Source organism: Phytoactinopolyspora alkaliphila (assembly GCF_010550695.1).
GTDB lineage: Bacteria > Actinomycetota > Actinomycetes > Jiangellales > Jiangellaceae > Phytoactinopolyspora > Phytoactinopolyspora alkaliphila.
Genome location: NZ_JAAGOB010000016.1, coordinates 50,161 through 70,717, shown reverse-complemented (window position 1 = coordinate 70,717; position 20,557 = coordinate 50,161). Strand labels below are relative to the sequence as shown.

Sequence of the window (20,557 nt, the reverse complement as noted above, 5' to 3'; positions counted from 1 at the left end):
GGCCATGCCCCGCCCCCAAATGATCATGTAAACCATGCCTTCTCGTGCTTCACCATGCCTGCAGCCCTGGTAAAGCACGAGAAGGCATGGTTTACATGATCATTTGGGGCGGTCAGCTGGCGGCCGGGATACTGCTCGTCTCGGCGACCTCCACCAGCTGCTGCTTACCTCCGGAGATGATGCGATGGCGGACCGCGGCAGAGATCAGGTCGACGACGATCGTGACGACGATGATCACCACCAGCGTGATCCCGATCCGGTCCCACTGGCGTGTGCCGGCGAACAGCTGCGACAGCAGGGACCCGATCCCACCCGCGGCCAGGACGCCGAGGATGGCACTCGCCCGGATGTTGATCTCGAACCGGTAGAGCCAGAACGCCACGACCTCAGGCAGCGCCTGCGGGACCACCCCCCACCGCAGGATCTGCAGCTGGCGTGCCCCAGTGGCCCGGGCAGCCTCCACCGGGCCGCGATCGATCCCTTCGATGACCTCGGCCGTGAGCTTGCCGAGGGTGCCCACGGATCCGACGCCGAGGGCGAGAGCTCCGGCGGCGGGCCCGAAGCCGAAGATCGGAAGCATCACGGCGATGGCGAAGATGAGCTCGGGGATCGCGCGGATGGCGTTGAGGATCTGCCGGACGATCAGTACGACGGGCCGGGGCGAGATGTTCTCCGCCGCGAGAAATCCCAGCGGGAACGAGACGACCGCTCCGATCATGGTGCCCACCCAGGCCATGTACAGCGACTCGAGCATCAGCTCGAAGGCACGCTGCCAGTATCCCGTCTCCGGGTCCTCGAGCGGGTTGGACAGCACGCCGTCGGCCATCAGGGAGACGTAGTTCCCCAGGTTGCCGGGCAGTTCGGACAGGTTCTCCCAGCGAGCGTCGACGAGCAGGAGGCAGGCGACGATGACAGCCGTCCCCGCGACGAACCCGATGGTCTTCCTCGTCTTGCTCGGCGGCTGCGGCCGGGACCCGGGCACGGTCGTCCGGCGGCGGCTCTCGATCGGTCGCGCCATCACACCAGCCTCCGGCGGATCCACACAGACACCCGGTCCAACAAGAAGACGACGACGAACAGCGCGAAGATGACCGCGCCGAGATTCTCGTACTGGAACTGGTTGAGCTGAACCCGGATGACCTGCCCGATTCCGCCACCACCCACGATGCCGATCACGACGGATGCTCGGATGTTGAGCTCGAAGACGTACAGGCTGTAGGAGGTGTAGTTCGGAAGGATCTGCGGAACGACGGCCGACCACGCCCGCTGAATCCGGCTGCCGCCCGCCGCGTCCGCGGCTTCCAGCGGCCCCACGTCCACGGCGTCGATCGTCTCCGACGTCAGCTTCGCGTTGATGCCAATGTTGAACATGATCAGCGCGAGGATGCCCGCGAGCGCACCGTTGCCCACCGCGGCCGCGAAGATCAGGCCGTAGGCGATGTCGGGGAGCGAGCGAACGACGCTCAGGATCGTCTTGAACCCCTGATAGACGACGGTATTCGGATTTGTGATCTTGCTGGCCAGCATCGAGAGGAACAAAGCCACGCCGTTGCCCACGACGGCGGCGATCACCGCGATGTAGAGCGTCTCCATCCACGCGTCGCGGATCCGCCACGCGAACTCCCAGTTCGGATCGAAGAACCGCTCAAGGATCTCCGCGCCACGAGTGAGGTCGGTGAACAACGGCGCCAGCGTGAACTCGATGCTGATCATCGACCACACAGTGATCGCCACCACGACCACCAGCCCGAACCACAGCGACCACCGGGGCCGGGGTTTCCGTGGCCAGGCCGAGCGGTCGACCTGCCCGACCGCGGTGGACGCCACCTGGACGCTCACGAGGGATCCTGCCGTGCGGACTCGCCGTCCGTGCGCTGTTCCACGACGTCGGCGAGGCCGACCTGAGCAGGCAGGTCGAGAACGTCATCAGCGGTCAGGGACCGGCCGTAGATGTCTTCGAACACTTTCTCATCCGCCTGCTCGCCGGTGCCGTCGAATACCATCTCGCCCTCCCGCATGCCGATGATCCGGTCACCGTAACGGCGGGCCAGATCGAGGAAATGCAGGTTGACGATGGTGGTGATGCCAAGCTCACGGTTGATCCGCTGCAGGTCACGCATGACGACGTTGGCCGTCGGGGGGTCGAGCGAGGCCACCGGCTCGTCGGCAAGCATGACCTTGGGCTCCTGCGCCAGCGCTCGCGCGATGGAGACACGCTGCTGCTGCCCGCCGGAGAGGTTGGCGGCACGCACGTAGGCCTTCTCGACGATCTCCACCCGCTCCAGGGCCTGCATGGCGAGCTCCCGGTCCGCCGGCCGGTACCAGCCAAGGAGGGTCCGCCACGTGGGTGTCTGATGCAGCCGCCCCATCAGGACGTTGTTCACCACGCTCGTCCGCTTCACGAGATTGAACGACTGGAAGATCATGCCGATCTCGGAGCGCAGCGCACGCAGTTCCCGCCGGCCGGCTTGCTCGACGTGGCGGCCGTTGACCTCGAGCGATCCGCTCGTCAGCGGAACCAGGCCGTTGATCGCCCGGACAAGGGTGGACTTACCGGCTCCGGACAGGCCGACGACCACGACGAACGAGCCGTCCTGGATCTCCAGGTCGATGTCGCGCAGGGCGTGCACACCGCCGGGATAGGTGACAGAGACATTGGAGAAGCGGATCACGAGATGACTGGCCTTCCCTCGACTACCACGACGCAGCTCGCCCCGCACAGCGTAGCGAGGGCCCGGGAGGGCGTGCGCTACTCTGCGCGGCGCGGCAACCCGGGCCCCCGCGTTCTAGCCGCCGAAGTTGGCGGCCACCTGACGGGCGGCTTCCAGCGCCTCGAGGTCGGCCGGAACCAAGCCCTCGATGCTGTAGACGTCGTCGAACGCCACGGCGCCTTCCTCGGTCTCGATCACGGCCATGAACGCGTCAGCGATCTCCTGCTGGGCCTCGTCGGAGAGCTCACCGCTGACGGCCACGCCGTCGTTGGGGATCTCCTCGGACCAGGCGAACACGACGACGTCCTCCCCGATGCTCGGCTCCTCCTCGACGACGTTGGTGCGCGCATCGTCGAAGCTGACACCGACCTCCGCCTCCCCGCTTTGCACGCCCAGCACGGCGTTGGGATGACCTCCGGCGAAGATGGGGTCGATGTCCACCAGCGGGTCCATGCCGGTGACCGTCTGGATCTGGGTCGCCGGGTAGTAGTAGCCGGACGCCGAGCTGGCGTCGACGAAGAGGATCTGCTCGCCGGACTCGAGCTCGTTCAGCGCATCTTCCCCGACGGGCCCGGTCTCGGCTGCGTCGGTGCCGTTGCAGTAGCTGTACGGGTTACCTTCGTCATCCTCCACCGTGACGACGTCCGTGGTGCAGAAACGGTCTGGATTGTTGGTGAACCATTGGGTGTGGTACGTGGGCGTGCCGAACCGGACCGACTGAAGGATGATCTCGGCACCGGACTGGTCCACCGCCTGTACCAGCGCGATCGGACCGAACATGCCGACGTCGGCCTGGCCCGTCCCCATAGCGACCACCAAGGCCGCATAGTCGGTGGCCACGTGCGTCTCGACGGTCACGCCCAGCTCCGCGCCGATCAGCTCGCCGAGCACGTCCGCGTCCTCGACCAGCTGGTCGACCTCTTGCGAGGGCACGAGCCCAAGGGTCAAGGGGTCCGGAACGGCCGCGCCGCCCTCGCCGTCCTGGCCGCCGTCGTCGCCGTCGGTCTCCGTCGTCACGTCCGCGTCGTCGCCATCGGCGTCACCGCTGTCGTCGCCGCCGCATGCGGAGATCAGCACGACGGCAGACATGACTGCCAACCACTTCGAAACCTTCATCGATTTTCAACTCCTTGCACCGGTCTTGAGGACCTGAACTCGAACGCAGCGCGAAAACGGCACGCGAACATCAACACCACCGTGGGCCTGACCGATCCAGCCTCGCTCCTCGTAGAGCCTCGGATGCTACTCGGCCGCGAACAGCCGGTAAACACACGGACACGATTGCGCATCGGGCGCGACCAATCTGTTATTGAATGCACTCTCAATAGATGCGACGACGGTTCTCACCTCCCATATGTTCACCATCGCAATTCGCCCAGAGTCTCGCAGGACCTGCGATGAGGCGGAGTCGGCGATGCTGACGTTAGAATCGTCCCTGTCTGCTGGAGGGCGGCTAGGGTTCCGCGGCGCCGGACATGTTCCGACGCCGGGCTGGTCCGAGCGCCGCGGAACGCCGGTGTGACGTGGAGCCCGCAGTCCGTTGATCCTCGAACGGGCGACGCCGACAAGTAGGGCTGCTCGCACACGCGGCCCGCACCTTATTAGGACAAAAGCCTCGAGGGGAGACGCGGACACGTCATTGACGTGCCCGATTCCCTCGAAAGGCCGCACTGGTGAGTTCGACACATTTCTTTCCGCACAGTTCGAGTCGTCTCCGCGCCGTATTTCAGGCGCTGCTCGTCACATTTCTCTGGTCTCTGTCCTGGGTTTTGATCAAGGCCGGCCTGGAGGAGATCCCCGCTCTCACCTTCGCCGGCCTGCGCTACGTGCTTGCGTTCCTGTGCCTACTCCCGCTTGTCGTCCGCAGCCGGCATCTGAAGGCGATCCGCGGGCTCACCGGAGCGGACTGGCTCCGGCTCACCTCCCTGGGGCTCGTCTGGTACACCCTCACGCAGGGCGCGCAGTTCCTCGCGCTGGACCGGTTGCCTGCCACCACCACGAGCCTGATCCTCAGCTTCTCCCCGGTGGTCGTCGCCCTTCTCGGCATCGCCTTCCTCGCCGAGCAACCACGCCGGGCGCAATGGGTAGGCATGGCGGTGTACCTGGTGGGCGCCGCGATCTTCCTGTATCCGGTCAATCTCCCCGCCCAGCAGGTCGTCGGGCTCGGGATCGCCGTCCTCGGGCTGCTGGCGAACGCCGGCGCGGCCGTGCTGGGGCGGGCTGTCAATCGCTCCGGCGTTCTCAGCCCTCTGGTCGTCACCGTCGTGAGCATGGGCATCGGTTCCCTGGTCCTGCTCGCCACGGGCCTCGCCACCCAGGGCATGCCTGTACTGAGTCCGTCCAGCTGGGCGATCGTCGGCTGGCTCGCGGTGGTCAACACCGCGTTCGCCTTCACGCTCTGGAACCTCACGCTGCGCACGCTCAGTGCGACCGAGTCCAGCGTGATCAACAACACGATGCTGATCCAGATCGCGGTCCTCGCCTGGGTGTTTCTCGACGAGTCCCTGAGTCCGACGGAGGTCACCGGGCTGGTGCTGGCGGCATTCGGGGTCCTCCTGGTGCAGGTGCGCCGGCTCCGTAGGTGGTCGTCGTGACGAACGTGCGCAGGCGATCGTCGAAAGGTGGCCAACCTCGCACAATGCGATGGGCGTCGGCACCCCGCGGCCGCGTAGCATCGGTGATATGACTTCGCTGCCCACGGTCGAGCACGTGACCGCCGCACTCGCGGGCGTCAAAGACCCCGAGATCAAGCGCCCCATCACCGAGCTGGGCATGGTGAAGTCCGTCGACGTCGCCGCCGACGGCACCGTGCGCGTCGAGGTGTACCTCACCATCGCCGGCTGTCCGCTGCGCGACACCATCACCCGCGACGTCACCGCCGCGGTGCAGGCTCTCGACGGCGTCAGCGGCGTCGACGTCGTGCTGGATGTGATGTCCGACGAGCAGCGCAAGGAGCTCTCCCAGCAGCTGCGCGGCGGCCGGCCGGAGCGGGAGATCCCGTTCATCCAGCCCGGATCGCTCACCCGCGTGTATGCGGTGGCGTCCGGCAAGGGCGGCGTCGGCAAGTCGTCGGTCACCGCCAACCTGGCCGCGGCCATGGCCGCGGACGGCGTTCGCGTGGGTCTGGTCGACGCCGACATCTACGGGCACTCGGCGCCCCGGATGCTCGGTGTGGAGGGTTCGAGGCCCACGGTCGTGGACAGCATGATCATGCCCATCCCGGCCCATGGGGTGAAGCTCATCTCCACCGAGATGTTCAAACAGGACCGCGACACCCCCGTCGCGTGGCGCGGTCCGATGCTGCACCGTGCGCTGCAGCAGTTCCTGACCGACGTGTACTGGGGCGACCTCGACATCCTGCTCCTGGACCTGCCGCCAGGCACCGGTGACGTCGCCATCTCGCTCGCACAGCTGATGCCCAACGCGGAGATCGTCGTCGTTACCACCCCGCAGCTGGCCGCGGCAGAGGTCGCAGAGCGGGCCGGTTCCATCGCCATCCAGACTCATCAGCAGGTGGCGGGCGTGATCGAGAACATGTCCTACCTGCCGTGCCCGCACTGCGGCGACGAGCACCGCCTGGAGATCTTCGGCTCCGGCGGCGGCCAGCTGGTCGCCGACGGTCTCGGCCGCCGTCTCGGTGCCAGCATCCCGCTGCTCGGCGAGATACCCATCGACATCGGCCTGCGGGAAAGCGGCGACGTCGGCATCCCGTTCGTGCTCAAGGAGCCGGATGCTCCCGCGTCCGCCGCCCTGCGCGACGCCGCACGGAGGCTCTCCCACCGGGAACGGGGCCTTGCGGGGATGTCGCTGAACCTCAGCCCCGCGGGCTGAGGCTACCGCCGGGGCGGACGCGGGCTACGTGGCGTCGGGGTCGAACCTGGCGCCCGACGGGGCGGACGTGACCGCGTTGATCACCGGGGACTCGGCCTTCGCCGGCTTGGCCGGCTCGACAGCGCCGCCCGTAGCCGCGCCGGCCTGTGCGGTGCTGGCCGAACCCGATGCCGACCCATCCGCGCCGTTCTTCGCCGAGGCCCGCGCGGGCTTCTTCGCGGCGCCGTTGGTGGCCCGCCGGCTCTTGCCGATGTTGGTCAGCTCCAGCTCGTCGCCCACGTCCCGGACCTCGTCCAGGCCGAACGCCTCCAGGTCGACGCCGTCGAGCACCTTCTGGCGGATGAAGGACTTCGGATTGCGCAGATCCGCGAGAGTCTTGAGGTCTTTCTCATCGATACCCAGATCGCCGACGCTGTCCGACAGGTCGCGCCGGGCATTGGCCACCATCTTGCGAAGGTCGTTCACGAACGAAGCGGCCTGCTTCACCATGGTCGGCAGCCGATCCGGGCCGAACACGAGCAATGCCACCACCAGAACAACGGCGATCTCCCCGATGCTGATGCCACTCACCTCGCCCGCGTCGAATCCAAGTCCCTCAAGAGTACGTCCACGGTCAACCCACGGCCGAACCGAGGGTGAGCTCGACCTCCCGGGTGCTGCCGTCCCGCTCCACCGTCAGGGTCACCGACTCCCCCGGCTCACGGGCACGCAACATGACGATCAGCGCACCCGGTGTGCGCACCGGCTCACCGTCGAGCGCCGTGATGACGTCGCCGGAGCGGATGCCCGCGGTGTCCGCGGGACTACCCGGGGTGACACCAGGCTGATCGTCGTTGTCCTGGGCCACCTGGGCGCCGGGTCCGCTGTGCGCGTTGTCCAGCAGCACGCCGATGATCGGATAGACCGCCTCGCCGTTGCTGATCAACTGCTCCGCCGTGCGGCGGGCTTGGTCTATCGGGATGGCGAAGCCCAGTCCGATGCTGCCTACCTCGGGGCTGATACCCAGCGTGGCGATGGCCGAGTTGACGCCCACGACCCGTCCCGCCGAGTCGACCAGAGGGCCTCCGGAGTTGCCTGGGTTGATCGCCGCGTCGGTCTGCAGAGCGTTGATGTAGGACTGGTCCGACTGCCCGCCCGCGGTCACGGGCCGGTCAAGGGCGGAGATGATCCCACTGGTGACCGTGCTGTCGAGGCCCAGCGGACTGCCAATGGCGATCACCGGGTCTCCTACTTGGACAGACGCCGACTCACCCAGAACGACGGGATCGAGGTCGTCGGCGTCCACGCGCAGCACCGCGAGGTCGTAGCTGGGGCTCCGGCCGATCACCTCGGCCTCGAGCTGGCGGCCGTCGAACAGCTCGACCTGGATAGGGCCACCTTCCACGTCGGTCCCCGCGGCGACGACATGGTTGTTTGTGAGCACGTAGCCGTCGTCGGAGATGACGAATCCCGATCCGGCGCCGTCGGCGGCCGAGATGGATACCACGCTCGGCAGCACCGCGCCGGCGATGCCTGCGGTCGACGTCTCGGTGCGCTCCCCCACGGCGGGGTCCGATCCGATCACGGTGACGGTATTGGTGGCGGCATCGCCCGGCTGGAGGAGCCAGGCACCCGCGAGGCCGCCCACCGCGCCGGCCACGAGCGCCACGAGCGCGAACGCGGAGGCCAGCCACCACCAGTGCCGACGTGGGCGGGCGGACCGCTGCGCCGCATCCACATCGGATGCATCCTGCTGAGGGGAGAGGACGCCCGAGGTGAGAATGGATGCGGCTGGCTGGTGATGCTCCGGCCGGGCCCAGCCCCGGCTACCGCCGCGGGCATGAGCACCGGCGAAATCCGGCTCGGCTCGTCCGCCCGGCGGTACCGCACTGGTGGACCACGGCCCTCCGGACCACGGATCGGGACGCGAGCGAATCGGACCGGCCGCAGCCGCGTCGTCGTCCGGATAAGACCAACCGCCCCTCACAAGGAGCAATCATAAGCGCCGCCGGCACCGTCGCCCTAGGCGACTAGTCGAACGGGTTCACCCAGGTGCCGACCTTCCCGGCCCCGCGCGCGATCCGGGCCAGGAAGCCGCCGTCCTCCTCGGCCACGGGGCCGTCGGGCGGCATCGCGCTCACGATCTCGTCGATGAGCTCGAGGGGCGCGTCGGCCACGACCGTAATGACGCGTCCCGACGACTGCCAGGTGAACCTGGCCGGCGGTCCCGGGCTCATGTACACCACGCCGTCACCCACAGGGCTTTGTGTGTAGCCGTCCAGCTGCTCCGGGTCCAACCGGCCCGGCTGCTCGAAGACGGAGACGGTCATCACGCCGTCGGAGTAGCTCAGGTGAATGGCGTCGCCGAGCTCGCGCGCCTCGTACAGCACCACGTCCTCGCCCAGGCTCTCCAGGCAGTGGAACCCCTCTGCACGCAGCTTCTCGATGTCGTCCCAATGCAGCGCGGCATGGTCCTCCGTCACTGCGGGCGTCGTCGCCGGCGCGATACTGCTTCGCAGGCAGCACGGAGGCGTCGGCACGAGCGAGATGTCCACGAACGCGCTGGCGCTCAGCAGCCGGCCGTCCGGCATGAACGCCTCCCGCCGCAGAGGCAGGGCGGTCTGCTGATCGAGCCACCACCTCGCCGCGATGGAGCCGTCCCCGCGGCGGGCTTCGACCACGTCCGCCATCCTGCTGGCCACCTGGCCCTCACCGGTGACACGCACATCGTAGGAGCGCACCAGCAGGTCGACGGAGCCTCCGTCCTCCGCCAGCCAGCTGGTTCCGGAGTTGCCCTGGAGGATCGCTGTCTGAGTGTCCTGGACGCCGATCTCGGTCGGCCCGCCGGCCCGGTGCCGGACCTGGACAACCGCGCTCGCCGACGCTCCGGACTTGGTCAGCGCCGACCATGCCGAGACGTACTGGGTGCCCTGGTAGGACACCCGGCTCGTCGCCGTGGCCGAACGGTTCAGCAGCTCGACGGCACGTGCCTCGTCAGACCCGTACAGCTCGTCCGGTGCGGCCTCCGACGGCACCGGCTGGACGAAGAGGACCAGGGCGCCGATCAGCGCGGGCACCGCCACAGCCGGGGCCACCAGCACACCCAAGGCGTGCCGGAACGCACCGTGCGAGCGGCGATCGTTCACCGTACAGAACGAACCCCGCTCCGGCCGCGGCCGGCGGTCGTGGTACGTCGTCGTGAGCTGATGGTTCACCAGCCGTCCCCGGCAATACCCAGGCCGGTACCGGCCGAGCTTGGGCCGGTACCGGCGCTCAATCCGTCGTCCCAGCTCAACGCCGGCACGAGGATCGAGGCGGGCTCGGCGAACGGCAGCCCGCCGGTAGACCGCGCGTACTCCGCGGTGAACTCCTCCATGGGCGGCACGATGCTGACCGGCGTCTGCTCCCGGCTGGAGTTCGACGGCGCACCGAGCGAGGCCAGCATGACCAGCACAGCGCCGGTGGATACCATTCCGCTGGCAGCGAAGCGCACGCCCTTGCGGTGCCGGTCGATGAACTTGGCTCGGGGGCGGTGCCCGGCCGCCGCATGCGAGGCGTGCGCGGTTCCGACGCTCGCGGCGGGACGGGACGGCCCCCAGGCGGCCACGGTCGCCGCCTCGGCCGGCACCTCGGCCGGCAGCGGGCCACCGGGCTCGGCAAGCGCGAGCAGCTTGCTCGTCAGCGCCGATGGCACGGGGATGCCCGGCAACGACGTCAGCGCCCCTTTGGCGAAGCGCTCCATGTCGGCGGCTTCCCGGCATTGTTCGCAGCCCGCCAGGTGTGCGAGCGCGCGGTCGCGTTCGTCGTGATCCAGCCGATCGTCGACAAGATCACTGACTCGATCGTCGAGGTGTTTCATGTCGGCTCCCCGGAGCCGTCCGGCTCACCGGACCCGTTCATCGGGTCCCGGGTTGACTCTTGAGTTGACTCTTGAGCGTGCAGCGCCCGCGCGTCGTCGGGCGCACGGTGTTCAAGCGCGGCTCTCAGATGCGCTCGCCCACGGTGGATCCTGCTGCGGACCGTGCCCAGCTTGATGCCGAGCGTCGCGGCGATCTCCTCGTAGGAGAGACCTTCGATGTCGCAGAGCACCACGGCAACCCGGAAGTCCGGCGCCATGGCGTCCAGAGCGGACTGGATGTCGGCGTCCAGCATCCGGTCGGTCAGCAGGCGTTCCGGTGTGGGCTCGCGCCCGTGCAGGCGATCGGCGGCATCGTCGGCGAGGGCGTCGAATCTGATGCGCTGCTTGCGGCGCACCGAGTCGAGGAAGAGATTGGTGGTGATCCGGTGCAGCCAGCCCTCGAAGGTGCCCGGCGTGTACGACGACAACGAGCGGAACACCCGGACGAAGACGTCCTGGGTCAGATCCTCCGCGTCGTGCGCGTTGCCGGTGAGGCGGTAGGCCAGCCGGTACACACGTGCCGAGTGCTGCTGGACGATCTCCTCCCAGCTGGGGGGTGTCCAGACATCCGCATCGGCCACCGCTGTACCTCCCTCGGCCACGCTCAGGTCAGGCGTCACTACCACTGTCATAGTGACTCATCGCCCCCTTCGCTGACCAATCGACCTTGCGACACCTGCCGCTGCACCAGCGGTCCTGCCCGGCGCCGTCGGATGTCGCCGACTATTAGTCCAACGCGTGGTGGCGAGTGGTGGTTCCCGCGCGCCTCTGCGTGACACCGCGACGGCAAATCTGACATACCGCCGGCGACGCCGCGCGCCGACCGTCCCTATCCTTGCGCGACCCACTAAGATTCGCCCTGGATACGTTCGTGCTGGATCTTCGCAGGAGGCCGTCATCACTACCGGCGACATTGCCCCGCCGACGCCGGAGACATGGGCGTACGCGGAGGCTTACACCACAGAGGACCCCGCGGTCCTGCACGCCCGCCAGCGCGCTGCGGAGGTCGGCGCCGTTCCCATCGGCGCCGGAGGCGGAGCGATCCTGCGCCTGCTGGCGGCCGCCGTCGAGGCGAAGACGGTGGTCGAGGTCGGTACCGGGGTTGGCGTGTCGGCGCTGTACATCCTGGGCGGTATGCGCACCGATGGTGTACTGACCAGCGTCGACGTCGAATCCGAGCATCAGCGGCTGGCGCGTGAGGCGTTCACCGAGGCGGGGATCCCCCCGAACCGGACCCGGCTCATTCCCGGTTCCGCGCTCGACGTGCTCCCCCGGCTCACCGACGGCGCCTACGACCTCGTCTTCTGCGACGCCGACAAGTCCGAGTACGTCGAATACCTCGAGCAGGCGATCCGGCTGCTCCGGCCAGGCGGGCTGGTGGCCTTCGACAACGCACTCTGGCACAACCGGGTCGCCGACACCGCGCAACGCGACCCCGAGACCGTCGCCATACGCGAGCTCGGCCGGGCCGTTCGCGATCACGATCGGCTGATGCCGTCGCTGCTGCCCGTCGGCGACGGCCTGCTCGTCGCCCTCAAGCGCTAGCGGGCCCCCCTCTTCCCAAATGATCATGTAAACCATGTTTTCTCGTGCTTCACCGTGCCTGCAGGCCTGGTGAAGCACGAGAAAACATGGTTTACATGATCATTTAGCGTCGTTGTGGGGACTCCGAGCGGCTCACTCGACGACGACGCCCTTGCCGACCGCGGTGATACCGCCGGCAGTGACCGTGAAACCGCGGGCTCGGTCGGACTCCTTGTCGACTCCCACCGTCGCACCGTCCTTGACGACGACGTTCTTGTCCAGGATCGCGTCGCGCACGGTGGCCCGCGCTCCGACTCGCACGTTGTCGAGAAGAACAGAGCGGGAGACCGCGGACCCCTCCATGATGAACGCACCCGGAGCCAGCACCGAATGGTCCACGAGGCAGCCGGAGAGGATGCAGCCAGGGGCCACGATCGACTCGCGGGAGTGCCCGCCCTCGACGAACTTGGCCCCCGGAAGCTGCGGATGGCTGGTGAGGATCGGCCAGTCGCGGTTGTACAGGTTGAAGATCGGAATCACCGAGACGAGGTCCATGTGCGACTCGTGGTACGCGTCGAGCGTTCCGACGTCGCGCCAGTAGCCGCGATCCCGGTCGGTGCTGCCGGGGACGTCGTTGTCGGCGAAGTCGTAAACGCCGGCGGCTCCCTTGTTCACCATCATCGGGATGATGTTTCCGCCCATGTCGTGCGCCGACGCGGGGTCTTCCGCGTCTGTGCGCAGGGCGTCGATCAGGGCCTCGGCGGTGAAGACGTAGTTGCCCATCGACGCGTAGCTGCTGTCCGGGTCTCCCGGCACCGCGGGCGGGTCGGCCGGCTTCTCCAGGAAGGCGTCGACCTTGTGCCCGTCGGAGGTTTGGATGATGCCGAAGTCACTGGCGCCGGCCCGCGGAACCCGAATGCCGGCGATGGTGGCGTCCATCCGGCTGTCGATGTGCGCCTCCAGCATCTGCCGCGGATCCATCCGATAGACGTGGTCGGCGCCGAAGACGACGACGTGCTCGGGCCGCTCGTCGTAGATGAGATTCAGCGATTGGAAGATCGCGTCCGCACTCCCCTGGTACCAGCGTGGCCCGAGCCGTTGCTGCGCGGGCACAGGCGTGACGTACTGACCCAGGATGGTGCTCATTCGCCAGGTGACGGAGATGTGTCGGTCCAGTGAATGCGACTTGTACTGCGTCAGCACGCAGATCCGGTCGATCTCGCCGTTGACCAGGTTGGACAGAACGAAATCGATCAGCCGATAGCTGCCGCCGAACGGCACTGCCGGTTTGGCCCGGTCCGCCGTCAGGGGCATGAGTCGTTTGCCCTCGCCCCCGGCGAGGACGATTCCCAGGACATGTGGGGGCTTCGCCATAGCCGCACCCTACGGCCATCCCGGCCTGGAGAGAACAGCCCTTGGCATGGGTTGTGGTCGCCACATGGTCCGATGTGTCCGGTTCTGACGGCCACAACCCATGCCAAGGGCTGTGGTCGCGGCGGACGCACTACGCTGCGGGCTATGCGGATCGGAGTGCTGACGCGGGAGTACCCGCCGTACGTCTACGGCGGCGCAGGTGTGCATGTGGACTTCCTCGTCCGCCATCTCCGGGAGCTTCCCGGGGTCGAGGTGGACGTGCATGCCCTCGGCGAGCCCCGTGACGGCGCCCGCACCTACTCGGAGGACGACCCCCGGCTGGAGGGGGCCAATTCCGCCCTGAAGGTGCTCAGCGCCGACACGGAGATGGCCGCAGGCGTGCAGGACTGCGCCGTCGTCCATTCACACACCTGGTACGCCAACGCGGGTGGGCATCTCGCCCACCTGGTCCACGGTATCCCGCATGTGGTCACCGCCCATTCTCTGGAGCCACTGCGGCCGTGGAAGGCGGAGCAACTGGGCGGCGGCTACCGGCTCTCGTCATGGATCGAACGCAGCGCCTACGAGAACGCCGACGCCGTGATCGCCGTCAGCCGGGGCATGCGCGAGGACGTTCTCCGCGCCTACCCTGCGGTGGATCCGGCACGGGTGCACGTCGTGCACAACGGCATCGACACGGCGTTCTACCGCGCCGTCACCGAGACCGACATGCTGGAACGGCTCGGGGTCGACCTGGACCGTCCGTACGTGACCTTCGTCGGCCGCATCACCAGGCAGAAAGGCGTACCGCACCTCCTCCGGGCCGCGCTGATGCTGCCGCCCGAGGTTCAGCTGGTCCTGCTCGCAGGGGCACCCGACACACCCGACCTGGCCCGCGAGACCGACGCGCTGGTGGCCCGGCTGCGGGCGGAGCGCACCGGGGTGATCCTGGTGAGCGAGATGCTGCCCCGAGAGGACGTCCGGCAGGTTCTCAGCCACGCCTCCGTCTTCTGCTGCCCCTCCATCTACGAGCCGCTCGGCATCGTCAACCTCGAGGCGATGGCGTGCGAGACCGCCGTCGTCGCCAGCGACGTGGGCGGCATTCCGGAGGTGGTGGCAGACGGCTCCACCGGCACACTCGTCCACTACGACAGCCGCGACACCGAGGCTTTCGAGTCTGGACTCGCCGCGGCCATCACCCGGCTGGTGTCCGAGCCCGACGAGGCACGGCGGCTGGGCCGGGCCGGCCGGTCGCGGGCCGTCGCGGAGTTCGGCTGGCCGGGCGTGGCGGAGCGCACCGCGGAGATCTACCGATCCGTCCAATGACCGTAGCCCGAGCCACTCGGTGAGAGCGGCGAATACCACCGGGTGACCTCAGGCTGGCCTGTGTCAACCTCCGGCGCTCACGATCCGTTGACGTCTAGGTCAGCTCCCGCTGCCGCGGGATCGGTCCCACGCGCACGCGTTCCTGATGGGTGTAGACGTTCATCCCGCCGCCGCGGACGAAGCCGAGAAGCGTGATGCCGCAGTCCTCGGCGAGTTCGACGGCCAGGCTGGACGGCGCCGACACCGCCGCCATCACCGGGATGCCGGCCGCCGCGGCCTTGTGCACCAGCTCGAACGACGCGCGCCCGCTGACCTGCAGCACGTGGCCGCGGAGCGGGAGCAGTCCGGCGCGCAGTGCAGAACCCACGACCTTGTCCACCGCGTTGTGCCGGCCGACGTCCTCCCGGACCACCAGCGGCTGCCCGGTGGCGGTGAACAACCCGGCAGCGTGCAGGCCGCCCGTACGGTCGAACAGCTTCTGTTCCGAACGCAGGAGGTCCGGAAGGCCGGACAGGATGCCGACGTCGGACTGGGTGTCGTCGCCGGCCACAGGCCAGCGCATCGCGGTCCGGACCGCCTCGATGCTGTCGGCTCCGCACACCCCGCATGCGCTTGAGGTGGCGAACGCCCTGGGCCGGGGTGGTACGGCGGCGGGCGCCAGGCTCACCTCGACGGTGTTGTCTTCGTCCTTGCACATCCGCATCGTGACGATGTCGCCCGGCACCGCCACCGAGCCCTCGCTCACCAGCCAGCCGGCGATCAGGTCGAAGTCATGGCCGGGCGTGCGCATGGTCAACGTGACGGCCTCGCCGCCGACACGCACCATCAGGGGTTCCTCGACCGCCAGGCTGTCGGGGCGGCGCGCCGCCCGTCCCGCCCGCAATCGAAGAACCGGCTGTCGTGTGGTCATCCGCCCCATGGATCCACCCTTCGGCTCGGTCCACCATGCTCCGCCCATCACCAATCGTCACGCACAGTGATCATCTTGTCACGAAGATCACCGTGAGCGTGACTATATGCCGCCCCGTGACCAGTTTGGCGCGTTTTCGGCGAACCGCACAGAATTGGTCTCCTCCAGACACTCGCACCGGATCACACACGCACTAGCCATTCGGCACCGGCCGTCCTACCGTCGGACTATGACGAAGGATGCACCCCGCGACGACTTCGACGACACCGAGCTGCGCGTCCGACCACCGCAGAGCTCGGCGGCGGGTGTGCCCGGCGTCGTCCACGGGCTCCGGGACGTCCTCGACCAGGCCGGCGTACGGCGTGGTGTGAAGACCCTACGGTTGCTCAACCAGCATCGGGGCTTCGACTGCCCGGGGTGTGCGTGGCCGGAGCCCGGCAAGCCGCATGTGGCCGAGTTCTGTGAGAACGGAGCCAAGGCGGTCGCCGAGGAGACTACCGTGCGCCGCGTCGGCCCTGACTTCTTCGCCGCGCACCCCATCAGCCTGCTGGCCACCAAGACCGACCACTGGCTGGGCCAGCAAGGTCGCCTCACCGCGCCCGTCGTCCGTGACATCGATTCCGATCACTACCGCCCGATCGGCTGGGACGATGCGTTCACGATGATCGCCGACGAGCTGCGCGGCATGGACAGCCCGGATCAGGCCGCCTTCTACACCTCGGGCCGGACCAGCAACGAGGCCGCGTTCCTCTACCAGCTCTTCGCGCGCAAACTCGGCACCAACAACCTCCCCGACTGTTCCAACATGTGCCATGAGTCGTCCGGCGCCGCGCTGAACGAGACGATCGGTATCGGGAAGGGCAGCGTCAGTCTGGCCGACATCACCGACCACGCCGAGCTGATCGTGATTGTCGGGCAGAACCCCGGCACCAATCATCCGCGCATGCTCACCGCTCTTGAGCAGGCCAAACGGCGCGGCGCGCGAATCGTCGCGATCAACCCTCTGCCCGAGGCCGGCCTGCGCGCCTTCAAGAACCCGCAGGCCGTCCGAGGCGTCGTCGGCAAGGGCACCCCACTGGCCGACCTGTTCCTGCAGATCAAAGTCGGCGGCGACCACGCGTTCTTCCAAGCCGTCAACGCCGCGCTGGTCGAGGCGGATCGCGCCACTGGCGACGTCCTCGACCACGACTTCATCGACCGTTACACCAGCGGCTTCGACGACGCCGCGGCGAGCTGGATGGAGCTCAACGACGACGACGTCCGCGCCGCAACCGGACTCACGGCACGGCAAATCGACGAGTTCGTCGGTGAGGTCGTGGCGGCCCGCAGCGTCGTCGTGTGCTGGGCGATGGGGCTGACCCAGCACAAGAAGTCCGTGCCCACCATCCGCGAGATCGTGAACTTCCTGCTGCTTCGCGGGAACATCGGCCGTCCCGGGGCGGGCGCCTGCCCCGTCCGCGGGCACAGCAACGTACAAGGTGACCGGACCATGGGCATCTGGGAGAAAGTGCCGGACGCCTTCCTCGACCGGCTCGGCGCCGAGTTCCGCTTCGAGCCACCCCGCGCGCACGGTCACGACACGGTCGACACCATCCGGGCCATGCTGGCGGGCAGAATCCGGGTCTTCATGGCCATGGGCGGGAACTTCGCCGCCGCGACCCCGGACAGCGACCGCACCGCCGCCGCCTTGCGCACCATTCCCCTGACCGTGCACGTCTCCACCAAGCTCAACCGCTCGCACGTGCTACCGGGACACCGGTCGCTGATCCTGCCCTGTCTGGGCCGCACCGAAGTCGACGTGCAGGCGGGCGGGGAGCAATTCGTCACCGTCGAGGACTCGATGAGCGTGGTGCACGCCTCCCGCGGCACCCTGCGCCCCGCCTCCGGTGAGCTGCGCAGTGAGGTCGCCATCATCTGCGGACTCGCCCGCGCGGTGCTCGGCGACGACGACGCCACACCGTGGGAGCGGTTCAACGCCGACTACGCCACCGTGCGCGAGCGGATCTCCAGGGTCATTCCGGGCTTCGAGCGCTTCGAGGAGCGGGTCGGCGAACCTGGCGGATTCGTCCTTCCGCATCCGCCTCGCGACGAACGCCGCTTCGCCACCGCCGACGGCTCGGCCCGGTTCACCGTCAACGACCTCGAAGTCATCCGGGTGCCCGCCGGCCGGCTCCTCCTGCAGACCATCCGCTCGCACGATCAGTTCAACACCACCATCTACGGCCTGGACGACCGGTATCGGGGAATCACCAACGGGCGCCGGGTCGTGTTCGTCTGCCGGGAAGACCTCGACGCGTTGGGGCTCGCCGATGGCACGACGGTTGACCTGGTGAGCGAGTGGACCGACGGTGAGCGACGGGCACCGTCGTTCCGGGTGGTGGCCTATCCCACCGCGCGCGGATGCGCCGCTGCGTACTATCCGGAGACCAACCCGCTGGTGCCGCTCGATCACACCGCCGAGGTGAGCAACACACCGGCATCGAAGTCCGTAGTCGTGCGGCTCGAACCGGTCACCGGCTGAGGACGCTGCCCCGCGTGGAGCCCGTGGCCTCGGCGGCCGGTGTGCCGCGTGGAGGCTCGTCGTCGCGGAGCCGGCGGTGTCTCAGCCATTGGTGGACCCGAGGCCGGCGGCGAACCCGGCGCCTCCCTCGGCAACCGCAACGACCTCGAACGTCTCCTGAAGCTGTGGAGGCGAGCCGACGGTCTTGGAGACCGGCGAGTCCGCCGCCTTCTCGGCGAACTCGTCGGCGAAGGTGTCCCGGGCCTCCACCGTGGCGAACACATAGGTGCCTTCGAACCACTCGCCGGGGCGCATCCGCCAGGTCTTGAACCGCAGTTCCGACATGCCGGTGAACCGCGCGAGAGAGGAGTCTCGCACATAGTCGCGCAGCTCGTTCGCGGTCTTCTTCGGCGCGTCCTCCAGCGACCACCGCACGGTCAGTCCGAACATCATTCTCCCTCTGCCGGCCGGGTGCCATCGGTGCCGTACGTCTCGAGCCAGGTGAGCAGTGCGCGCACGCCGTATCCGGTGCCGCCCTTCACAAGCTCGGCGGTGTCCTTGTCGGCCCGGCCGGTCCCGGCGATGTCCAGGTGTGCCCATGACACGCCACCGGTGAACCGCTCGAGGAACAGCGCGGCCACGATAGAGCCGCCGTTCACCTTGCTGGTGGCGATGTGAGCGACGTCGGCCACGGCCGAGTCCAGCGCATGCCGGTAGTCCTCCACCAGCGGCATCCGCCACATCCGTTCACCGGATGCGTCCCCTGCCGCTGCCAGCGTTCCGGCCAGCTCGTCGTCGGTGGAGTAGAGCGCGGCCGCGGACCGGCCCAGACCGACGGTGGCCGCACCAGTGAGCGTGGCGATGTCGACGATGGCGTCGGGCTGAAGCTCCGCGACGGCGTAGGCGATGGCGTCGGCCAGTACCAGGCGGCCTTCGGCATCGGTGTTGAGCACTTCCACGGTGGTGCCGTCGTACTGGGTGATGACGTCGCTCGGCCGCTGCGCGGAGGCTCCGGGCATATTCTCCGCCAGCGCCAGGAGTCCGGTGACCCGCACCGGCACGTCCAGCGCAGACACGGCCGACATCACGCCGAGCACAGTGGCGGCACCGGACATGTCGGTCTTCATCGTCGTCATCGAGGCGCGCGGCTTCAAAGACAATCCGCCGGAATCGAAGGTGATGCCCTTGCCCACGAGCACCACATGCGGGGTAGTGGCGCGTGAGCCACGAGGTTCGTAGCGCATGGCGACGAGCCGCGGTGGCCGAGCGGAACCCACGCCGACGGCGACGATGCCCCCGAACCCCTCGGCCTCGAGCTTCTTCTCGTCACGAACATGCACGTCCATACCGGTGGCGCGGCCCACGTCTCGCGCCTGTTCTGCCATCCATGCGGGGTCCTTGACGTTGGACGGCGTGTGCACGAGCTCGCGTGCATACCAGGAAGCACTCGCTCGGGCCATGCCACGCTCGACGGCTTCCGAGCCGTGATCGGAGCCCGCGAGCACCAGCGCCCGCAGCGGCGCCTTGGTCTCTTTCAGCGGCTTGCTGCGATGCGCGTCGAGAGCGAACGTGGCCAGCACGACACCCTCGACGAACGCCACGATCTCGGCGTCGCCCGACGTTGCTGTCACTGTGCTGGCCACTCGCTCGGCACCACGTGTGGCTCGTGCGAGGGCCGCGCCCGCCTTGCGGTGCGCGGCGGGCGAGCCGTCGCCCAGACCGACCAGCAGCACCCTGGTCACGTCCACGTCGCCGTCTACGCTGCCCGCGCCGCGGCCCTCCGCGAACACCTGAAGCGACAAGATCTCGCCCGCCTTGCCGGTGCCGTGCTCGCGTTCCACCAAGCCGACGAGATCCAACCCGAGGGAGTCGATAATCGCGTCTCCTCCCGGGCCAATCCATGGACCGGGCTGCGAGCCCGCGAGTGCGGCGTCGTCGTCGGACTGCGCCTCGGCGTCATCCCGAGGCCACAACGGAATGGCCAGCACGCCGGCGTCGACGTCCAGGACATCCCGGGAGTCGGTAGTCACGGTGGTGGGCCGCACACGATTCTCGGCTAGCACAACAACTCCACATATCCCGCTTCTTGACAAGCCTGACAATAAGGCCCCGTCCGATGTGCACTCACATCGGACGGGGCCCCTGGGATTTCTATGTCATCCGGCACGGAACCGCGACAGAACCGAGGCCCCGTACTAGCCGGTGACGTCTTTCAGCGCATCACTGAGCGCGTGAGCCTCGTCAAGCGAGATCTCGACCACGAGACGCCCCCCGCCTTCCAGAGGGACTCGCATGACGATGCCGCGCCCCTCCTTCGTGACCTCGAGCGGCCCGTCGCCAGTCCGCGGCTTCATCGCCGCCATCCGCGCACTCCTTCCTGTAAGCATGCACGACACCACCTGATCTGGCCCAGGAGGCGACACCCGTGCACGTCACGAACCGTCACATTATCCCGCATGCCGATGCGTCCAGGGGAGAGCACCGTCAAGTCTGTGGAAAAACCATGCTTCACCGCGTCCCCGGAT

General features: G+C 68.1%; 19 protein-coding genes. 5 read left to right on the top strand and 14 right to left on the bottom strand.

Going from position 1 to position 20,557, the window contains the following annotated elements; genetic code table 11:
* Positions 1-112: 112 nt before the first annotated feature.
* The 4 genes from phnE (G1H11_RS22690) to phnD all read right to left on the bottom strand — a co-directional run bounded on the left by phnE (G1H11_RS22690) (position 113) and on the right by phnD (position 3,827).
* Positions 113-1,018, bottom strand: coding sequence for a phosphonate ABC transporter, permease protein PhnE (gene phnE, locus G1H11_RS22690; RefSeq protein ID WP_163820897.1), 906 nt, complete (start codon positions 1,016-1,018; stop codon positions 113-115).
* Complete coding sequence (phnE, locus tag G1H11_RS22685; protein ID WP_163820896.1) at positions 1,018-1,839, bottom strand: phosphonate ABC transporter, permease protein PhnE; 822 nt, start codon at positions 1,837-1,839, stop codon at positions 1,018-1,020. Before phnE (G1H11_RS22685) ends, phnE (G1H11_RS22690) begins: the two co-directional genes overlap by 1 nt.
* Entirely contained in the window at positions 1,836-2,672 is an 837-nt protein-coding gene (phnC, locus tag G1H11_RS22680; RefSeq protein WP_163820895.1) for a phosphonate ABC transporter ATP-binding protein, read from the bottom strand. Before phnC ends, phnE (G1H11_RS22685) begins: the two co-directional genes overlap by 4 nt.
* Before the next feature lie 114 nt (positions 2,673-2,786).
* Positions 2,787-3,827: a phosphate/phosphite/phosphonate ABC transporter substrate-binding protein gene (gene phnD / locus G1H11_RS22675; RefSeq protein ID WP_163820894.1), complete on the bottom strand. Its 1,041-nt coding sequence runs from the start codon at positions 3,825-3,827 to the stop codon at positions 2,787-2,789.
* A gap of 557 nt (positions 3,828-4,384) precedes the next feature.
* On the opposite strand from phnD, the gene G1H11_RS22670 reads away from it, so the two are divergent.
* Both G1H11_RS22670 and G1H11_RS22665 read left to right on the top strand, forming a co-directional pair.
* Positions 4,385-5,305, top strand: coding sequence for an EamA family transporter (locus G1H11_RS22670; RefSeq protein WP_163820893.1), 921 nt, complete (start codon positions 4,385-4,387; stop codon positions 5,303-5,305).
* Positions 5,306-5,393: 88 nt separating this feature from the next.
* The gene (locus G1H11_RS22665; protein WP_163820892.1) at positions 5,394-6,542 is read left to right on the top strand and encodes an Mrp/NBP35 family ATP-binding protein; all 1,149 of its coding nucleotides are present in this window, start codon (positions 5,394-5,396) and stop codon (positions 6,540-6,542) included.
* 24 nt (positions 6,543-6,566) lie between these two features.
* Here G1H11_RS22665 and G1H11_RS22660 read toward each other — a convergent pair whose 3' ends face one another.
* The 5 genes from G1H11_RS22660 to sigE are packed head-to-tail and all read right to left on the bottom strand — an operon-like array spanning position 6,567 to position 11,051.
* Entirely contained in the window at positions 6,567-7,112 is a 546-nt protein-coding gene (locus tag G1H11_RS22660) for a twin-arginine translocase TatA/TatE family subunit (RefSeq protein ID WP_163820891.1), read from the bottom strand.
* Positions 7,113-7,155: 43 nt separating this feature from the next.
* Positions 7,156-8,508 (bottom strand): S1C family serine protease, encoded by a 1,353-nt coding sequence (locus G1H11_RS22655; RefSeq protein ID WP_216844041.1) that lies wholly within the window; start codon positions 8,506-8,508, stop codon positions 7,156-7,158.
* A 43-nt stretch (positions 8,509-8,551) separates the two neighbouring features.
* Positions 8,552-9,736 carry a sigma-E factor regulatory protein RseB domain-containing protein gene (locus G1H11_RS22650; RefSeq protein ID WP_163820889.1) on the bottom strand — a complete coding sequence of 395 codons (1,185 nt, stop codon included), beginning with the start codon at positions 9,734-9,736 and terminating at the stop codon, positions 8,552-8,554.
* The gene (locus G1H11_RS22645; protein ID WP_163820888.1) at positions 9,733-10,380 is read right to left on the bottom strand and encodes an anti-sigma factor family protein; all 648 of its coding nucleotides are present in this window, start codon (positions 10,378-10,380) and stop codon (positions 9,733-9,735) included. The genes G1H11_RS22650 and G1H11_RS22645 overlap by 4 nt, the downstream gene beginning before the upstream one ends.
* Positions 10,377-11,051, bottom strand: a complete 675-nt coding sequence (sigE, locus tag G1H11_RS22640) for an RNA polymerase sigma factor SigE (RefSeq protein ID WP_163820887.1) — start codon at positions 11,049-11,051, stop codon at positions 10,377-10,379. Before sigE ends, G1H11_RS22645 begins: the two co-directional genes overlap by 4 nt.
* A 106-nt stretch (positions 11,052-11,157) precedes the next feature.
* On the opposite strand from sigE, the gene G1H11_RS22635 reads away from it, so the two are divergent.
* Entirely contained in the window at positions 11,158-11,964 is an 807-nt protein-coding gene (locus tag G1H11_RS22635; protein ID WP_425501273.1) for an O-methyltransferase, read from the top strand.
* Between the two features lie 132 nt (positions 11,965-12,096).
* Here G1H11_RS22635 and glgC read toward each other — a convergent pair whose 3' ends face one another.
* Complete coding sequence (gene glgC / locus G1H11_RS22630; protein ID WP_163820886.1) at positions 12,097-13,317, bottom strand: glucose-1-phosphate adenylyltransferase; 1,221 nt, start codon at positions 13,315-13,317, stop codon at positions 12,097-12,099.
* 144 nt (positions 13,318-13,461) lie between these two features.
* On the opposite strand from glgC, the gene glgA reads away from it, so the two are divergent.
* Complete coding sequence (gene glgA / locus G1H11_RS22625; protein WP_163820885.1) at positions 13,462-14,622, top strand: glycogen synthase; 1,161 nt, start codon at positions 13,462-13,464, stop codon at positions 14,620-14,622.
* 94 nt (positions 14,623-14,716) lie between these two features.
* Here the strand turns inward: glgA and fdhD are convergent, their stop codons facing one another.
* Positions 14,717-15,541 (bottom strand): formate dehydrogenase accessory sulfurtransferase FdhD, encoded by an 825-nt coding sequence (gene fdhD / locus G1H11_RS22620; protein WP_174257886.1) that lies wholly within the window; start codon positions 15,539-15,541, stop codon positions 14,717-14,719.
* A 220-nt stretch (positions 15,542-15,761) separates the two neighbouring features.
* Between fdhD and G1H11_RS22615 the strand changes: the two genes are divergently transcribed.
* Positions 15,762-18,053 (top strand): FdhF/YdeP family oxidoreductase, encoded by a 2,292-nt coding sequence (locus tag G1H11_RS22615; RefSeq protein WP_163820883.1) that lies wholly within the window; start codon positions 15,762-15,764, stop codon positions 18,051-18,053.
* Positions 18,054-18,134: 81 nt separating this feature from the next.
* Here the strand turns inward: G1H11_RS22615 and G1H11_RS22610 are convergent, their stop codons facing one another.
* The 3 genes from G1H11_RS22610 to G1H11_RS22600 form a co-directional block, all read right to left on the bottom strand.
* Positions 18,135-18,482 carry a hypothetical protein gene (locus G1H11_RS22610; protein ID WP_163820882.1) on the bottom strand — a complete coding sequence of 116 codons (348 nt, stop codon included), beginning with the start codon at positions 18,480-18,482 and terminating at the stop codon, positions 18,135-18,137.
* A complete protein-coding gene (locus tag G1H11_RS22605) occupies positions 18,482-20,095 on the bottom strand; it encodes a leucyl aminopeptidase (protein ID WP_216844040.1) in 1,614 nt (537 codons plus the stop codon). Before G1H11_RS22605 ends, G1H11_RS22610 begins: the two co-directional genes overlap by 1 nt.
* A gap of 132 nt (positions 20,096-20,227) precedes the next feature.
* Positions 20,228-20,395 (bottom strand): DUF3117 domain-containing protein, encoded by a 168-nt coding sequence (locus G1H11_RS22600; RefSeq protein WP_162452433.1) that lies wholly within the window; start codon positions 20,393-20,395, stop codon positions 20,228-20,230.
* Positions 20,396-20,557: the final 162 nt, after the last annotated feature.

What these genes read in the sequence shown, in the direction of transcription:
- phnE (WP_163820897.1), bottom strand. Translation starts at nt 1,018, where the DNA reads ATGGCGCGACCGATCGAGAGCCGCCGCCGGACGACCGTGCCCGGGTCC.
- phnD (WP_163820894.1), bottom strand. Translation starts at nt 3,827, where the DNA reads ATGAAGGTTTCGAAGTGGTTGGCAGTCATGTCTGCCGTCGTGCTGATC.
- G1H11_RS22665 (WP_163820892.1), top strand. Translation starts at nt 5,394, where the DNA reads ATGACTTCGCTGCCCACGGTCGAGCACGTGACCGCCGCACTCGCGGGC.
- G1H11_RS22645 (WP_163820888.1), bottom strand. Translation starts at nt 10,380, where the DNA reads ATGAAACACCTCGACGATCGAGTCAGTGATCTTGTCGACGATCGGCTG.
- sigE (WP_163820887.1), bottom strand. Translation starts at nt 11,051, where the DNA reads ATGACAGTGGTAGTGACGCCTGACCTGAGCGTGGCCGAGGGAGGTACA.
- glgC (WP_163820886.1), bottom strand. Translation starts at nt 13,317, where the DNA reads ATGGCGAAGCCCCCACATGTCCTGGGAATCGTCCTCGCCGGGGGCGAG.
- glgA (WP_163820885.1), top strand. Translation starts at nt 13,462, where the DNA reads ATGCGGATCGGAGTGCTGACGCGGGAGTACCCGCCGTACGTCTACGGC.
- fdhD (WP_174257886.1), bottom strand. Translation starts at nt 15,541, where the DNA reads ATGGGGCGGATGACCACACGACAGCCGGTTCTTCGATTGCGGGCGGGA.
- G1H11_RS22615 (WP_163820883.1), top strand. Translation starts at nt 15,762, where the DNA reads ATGACGAAGGATGCACCCCGCGACGACTTCGACGACACCGAGCTGCGC.
- G1H11_RS22610 (WP_163820882.1), bottom strand. Translation starts at nt 18,482, where the DNA reads ATGTTCGGACTGACCGTGCGGTGGTCGCTGGAGGACGCGCCGAAGAAG.
- G1H11_RS22600 (WP_162452433.1), bottom strand. Translation starts at nt 20,395, where the DNA reads ATGGCGGCGATGAAGCCGCGGACTGGCGACGGGCCGCTCGAGGTCACG.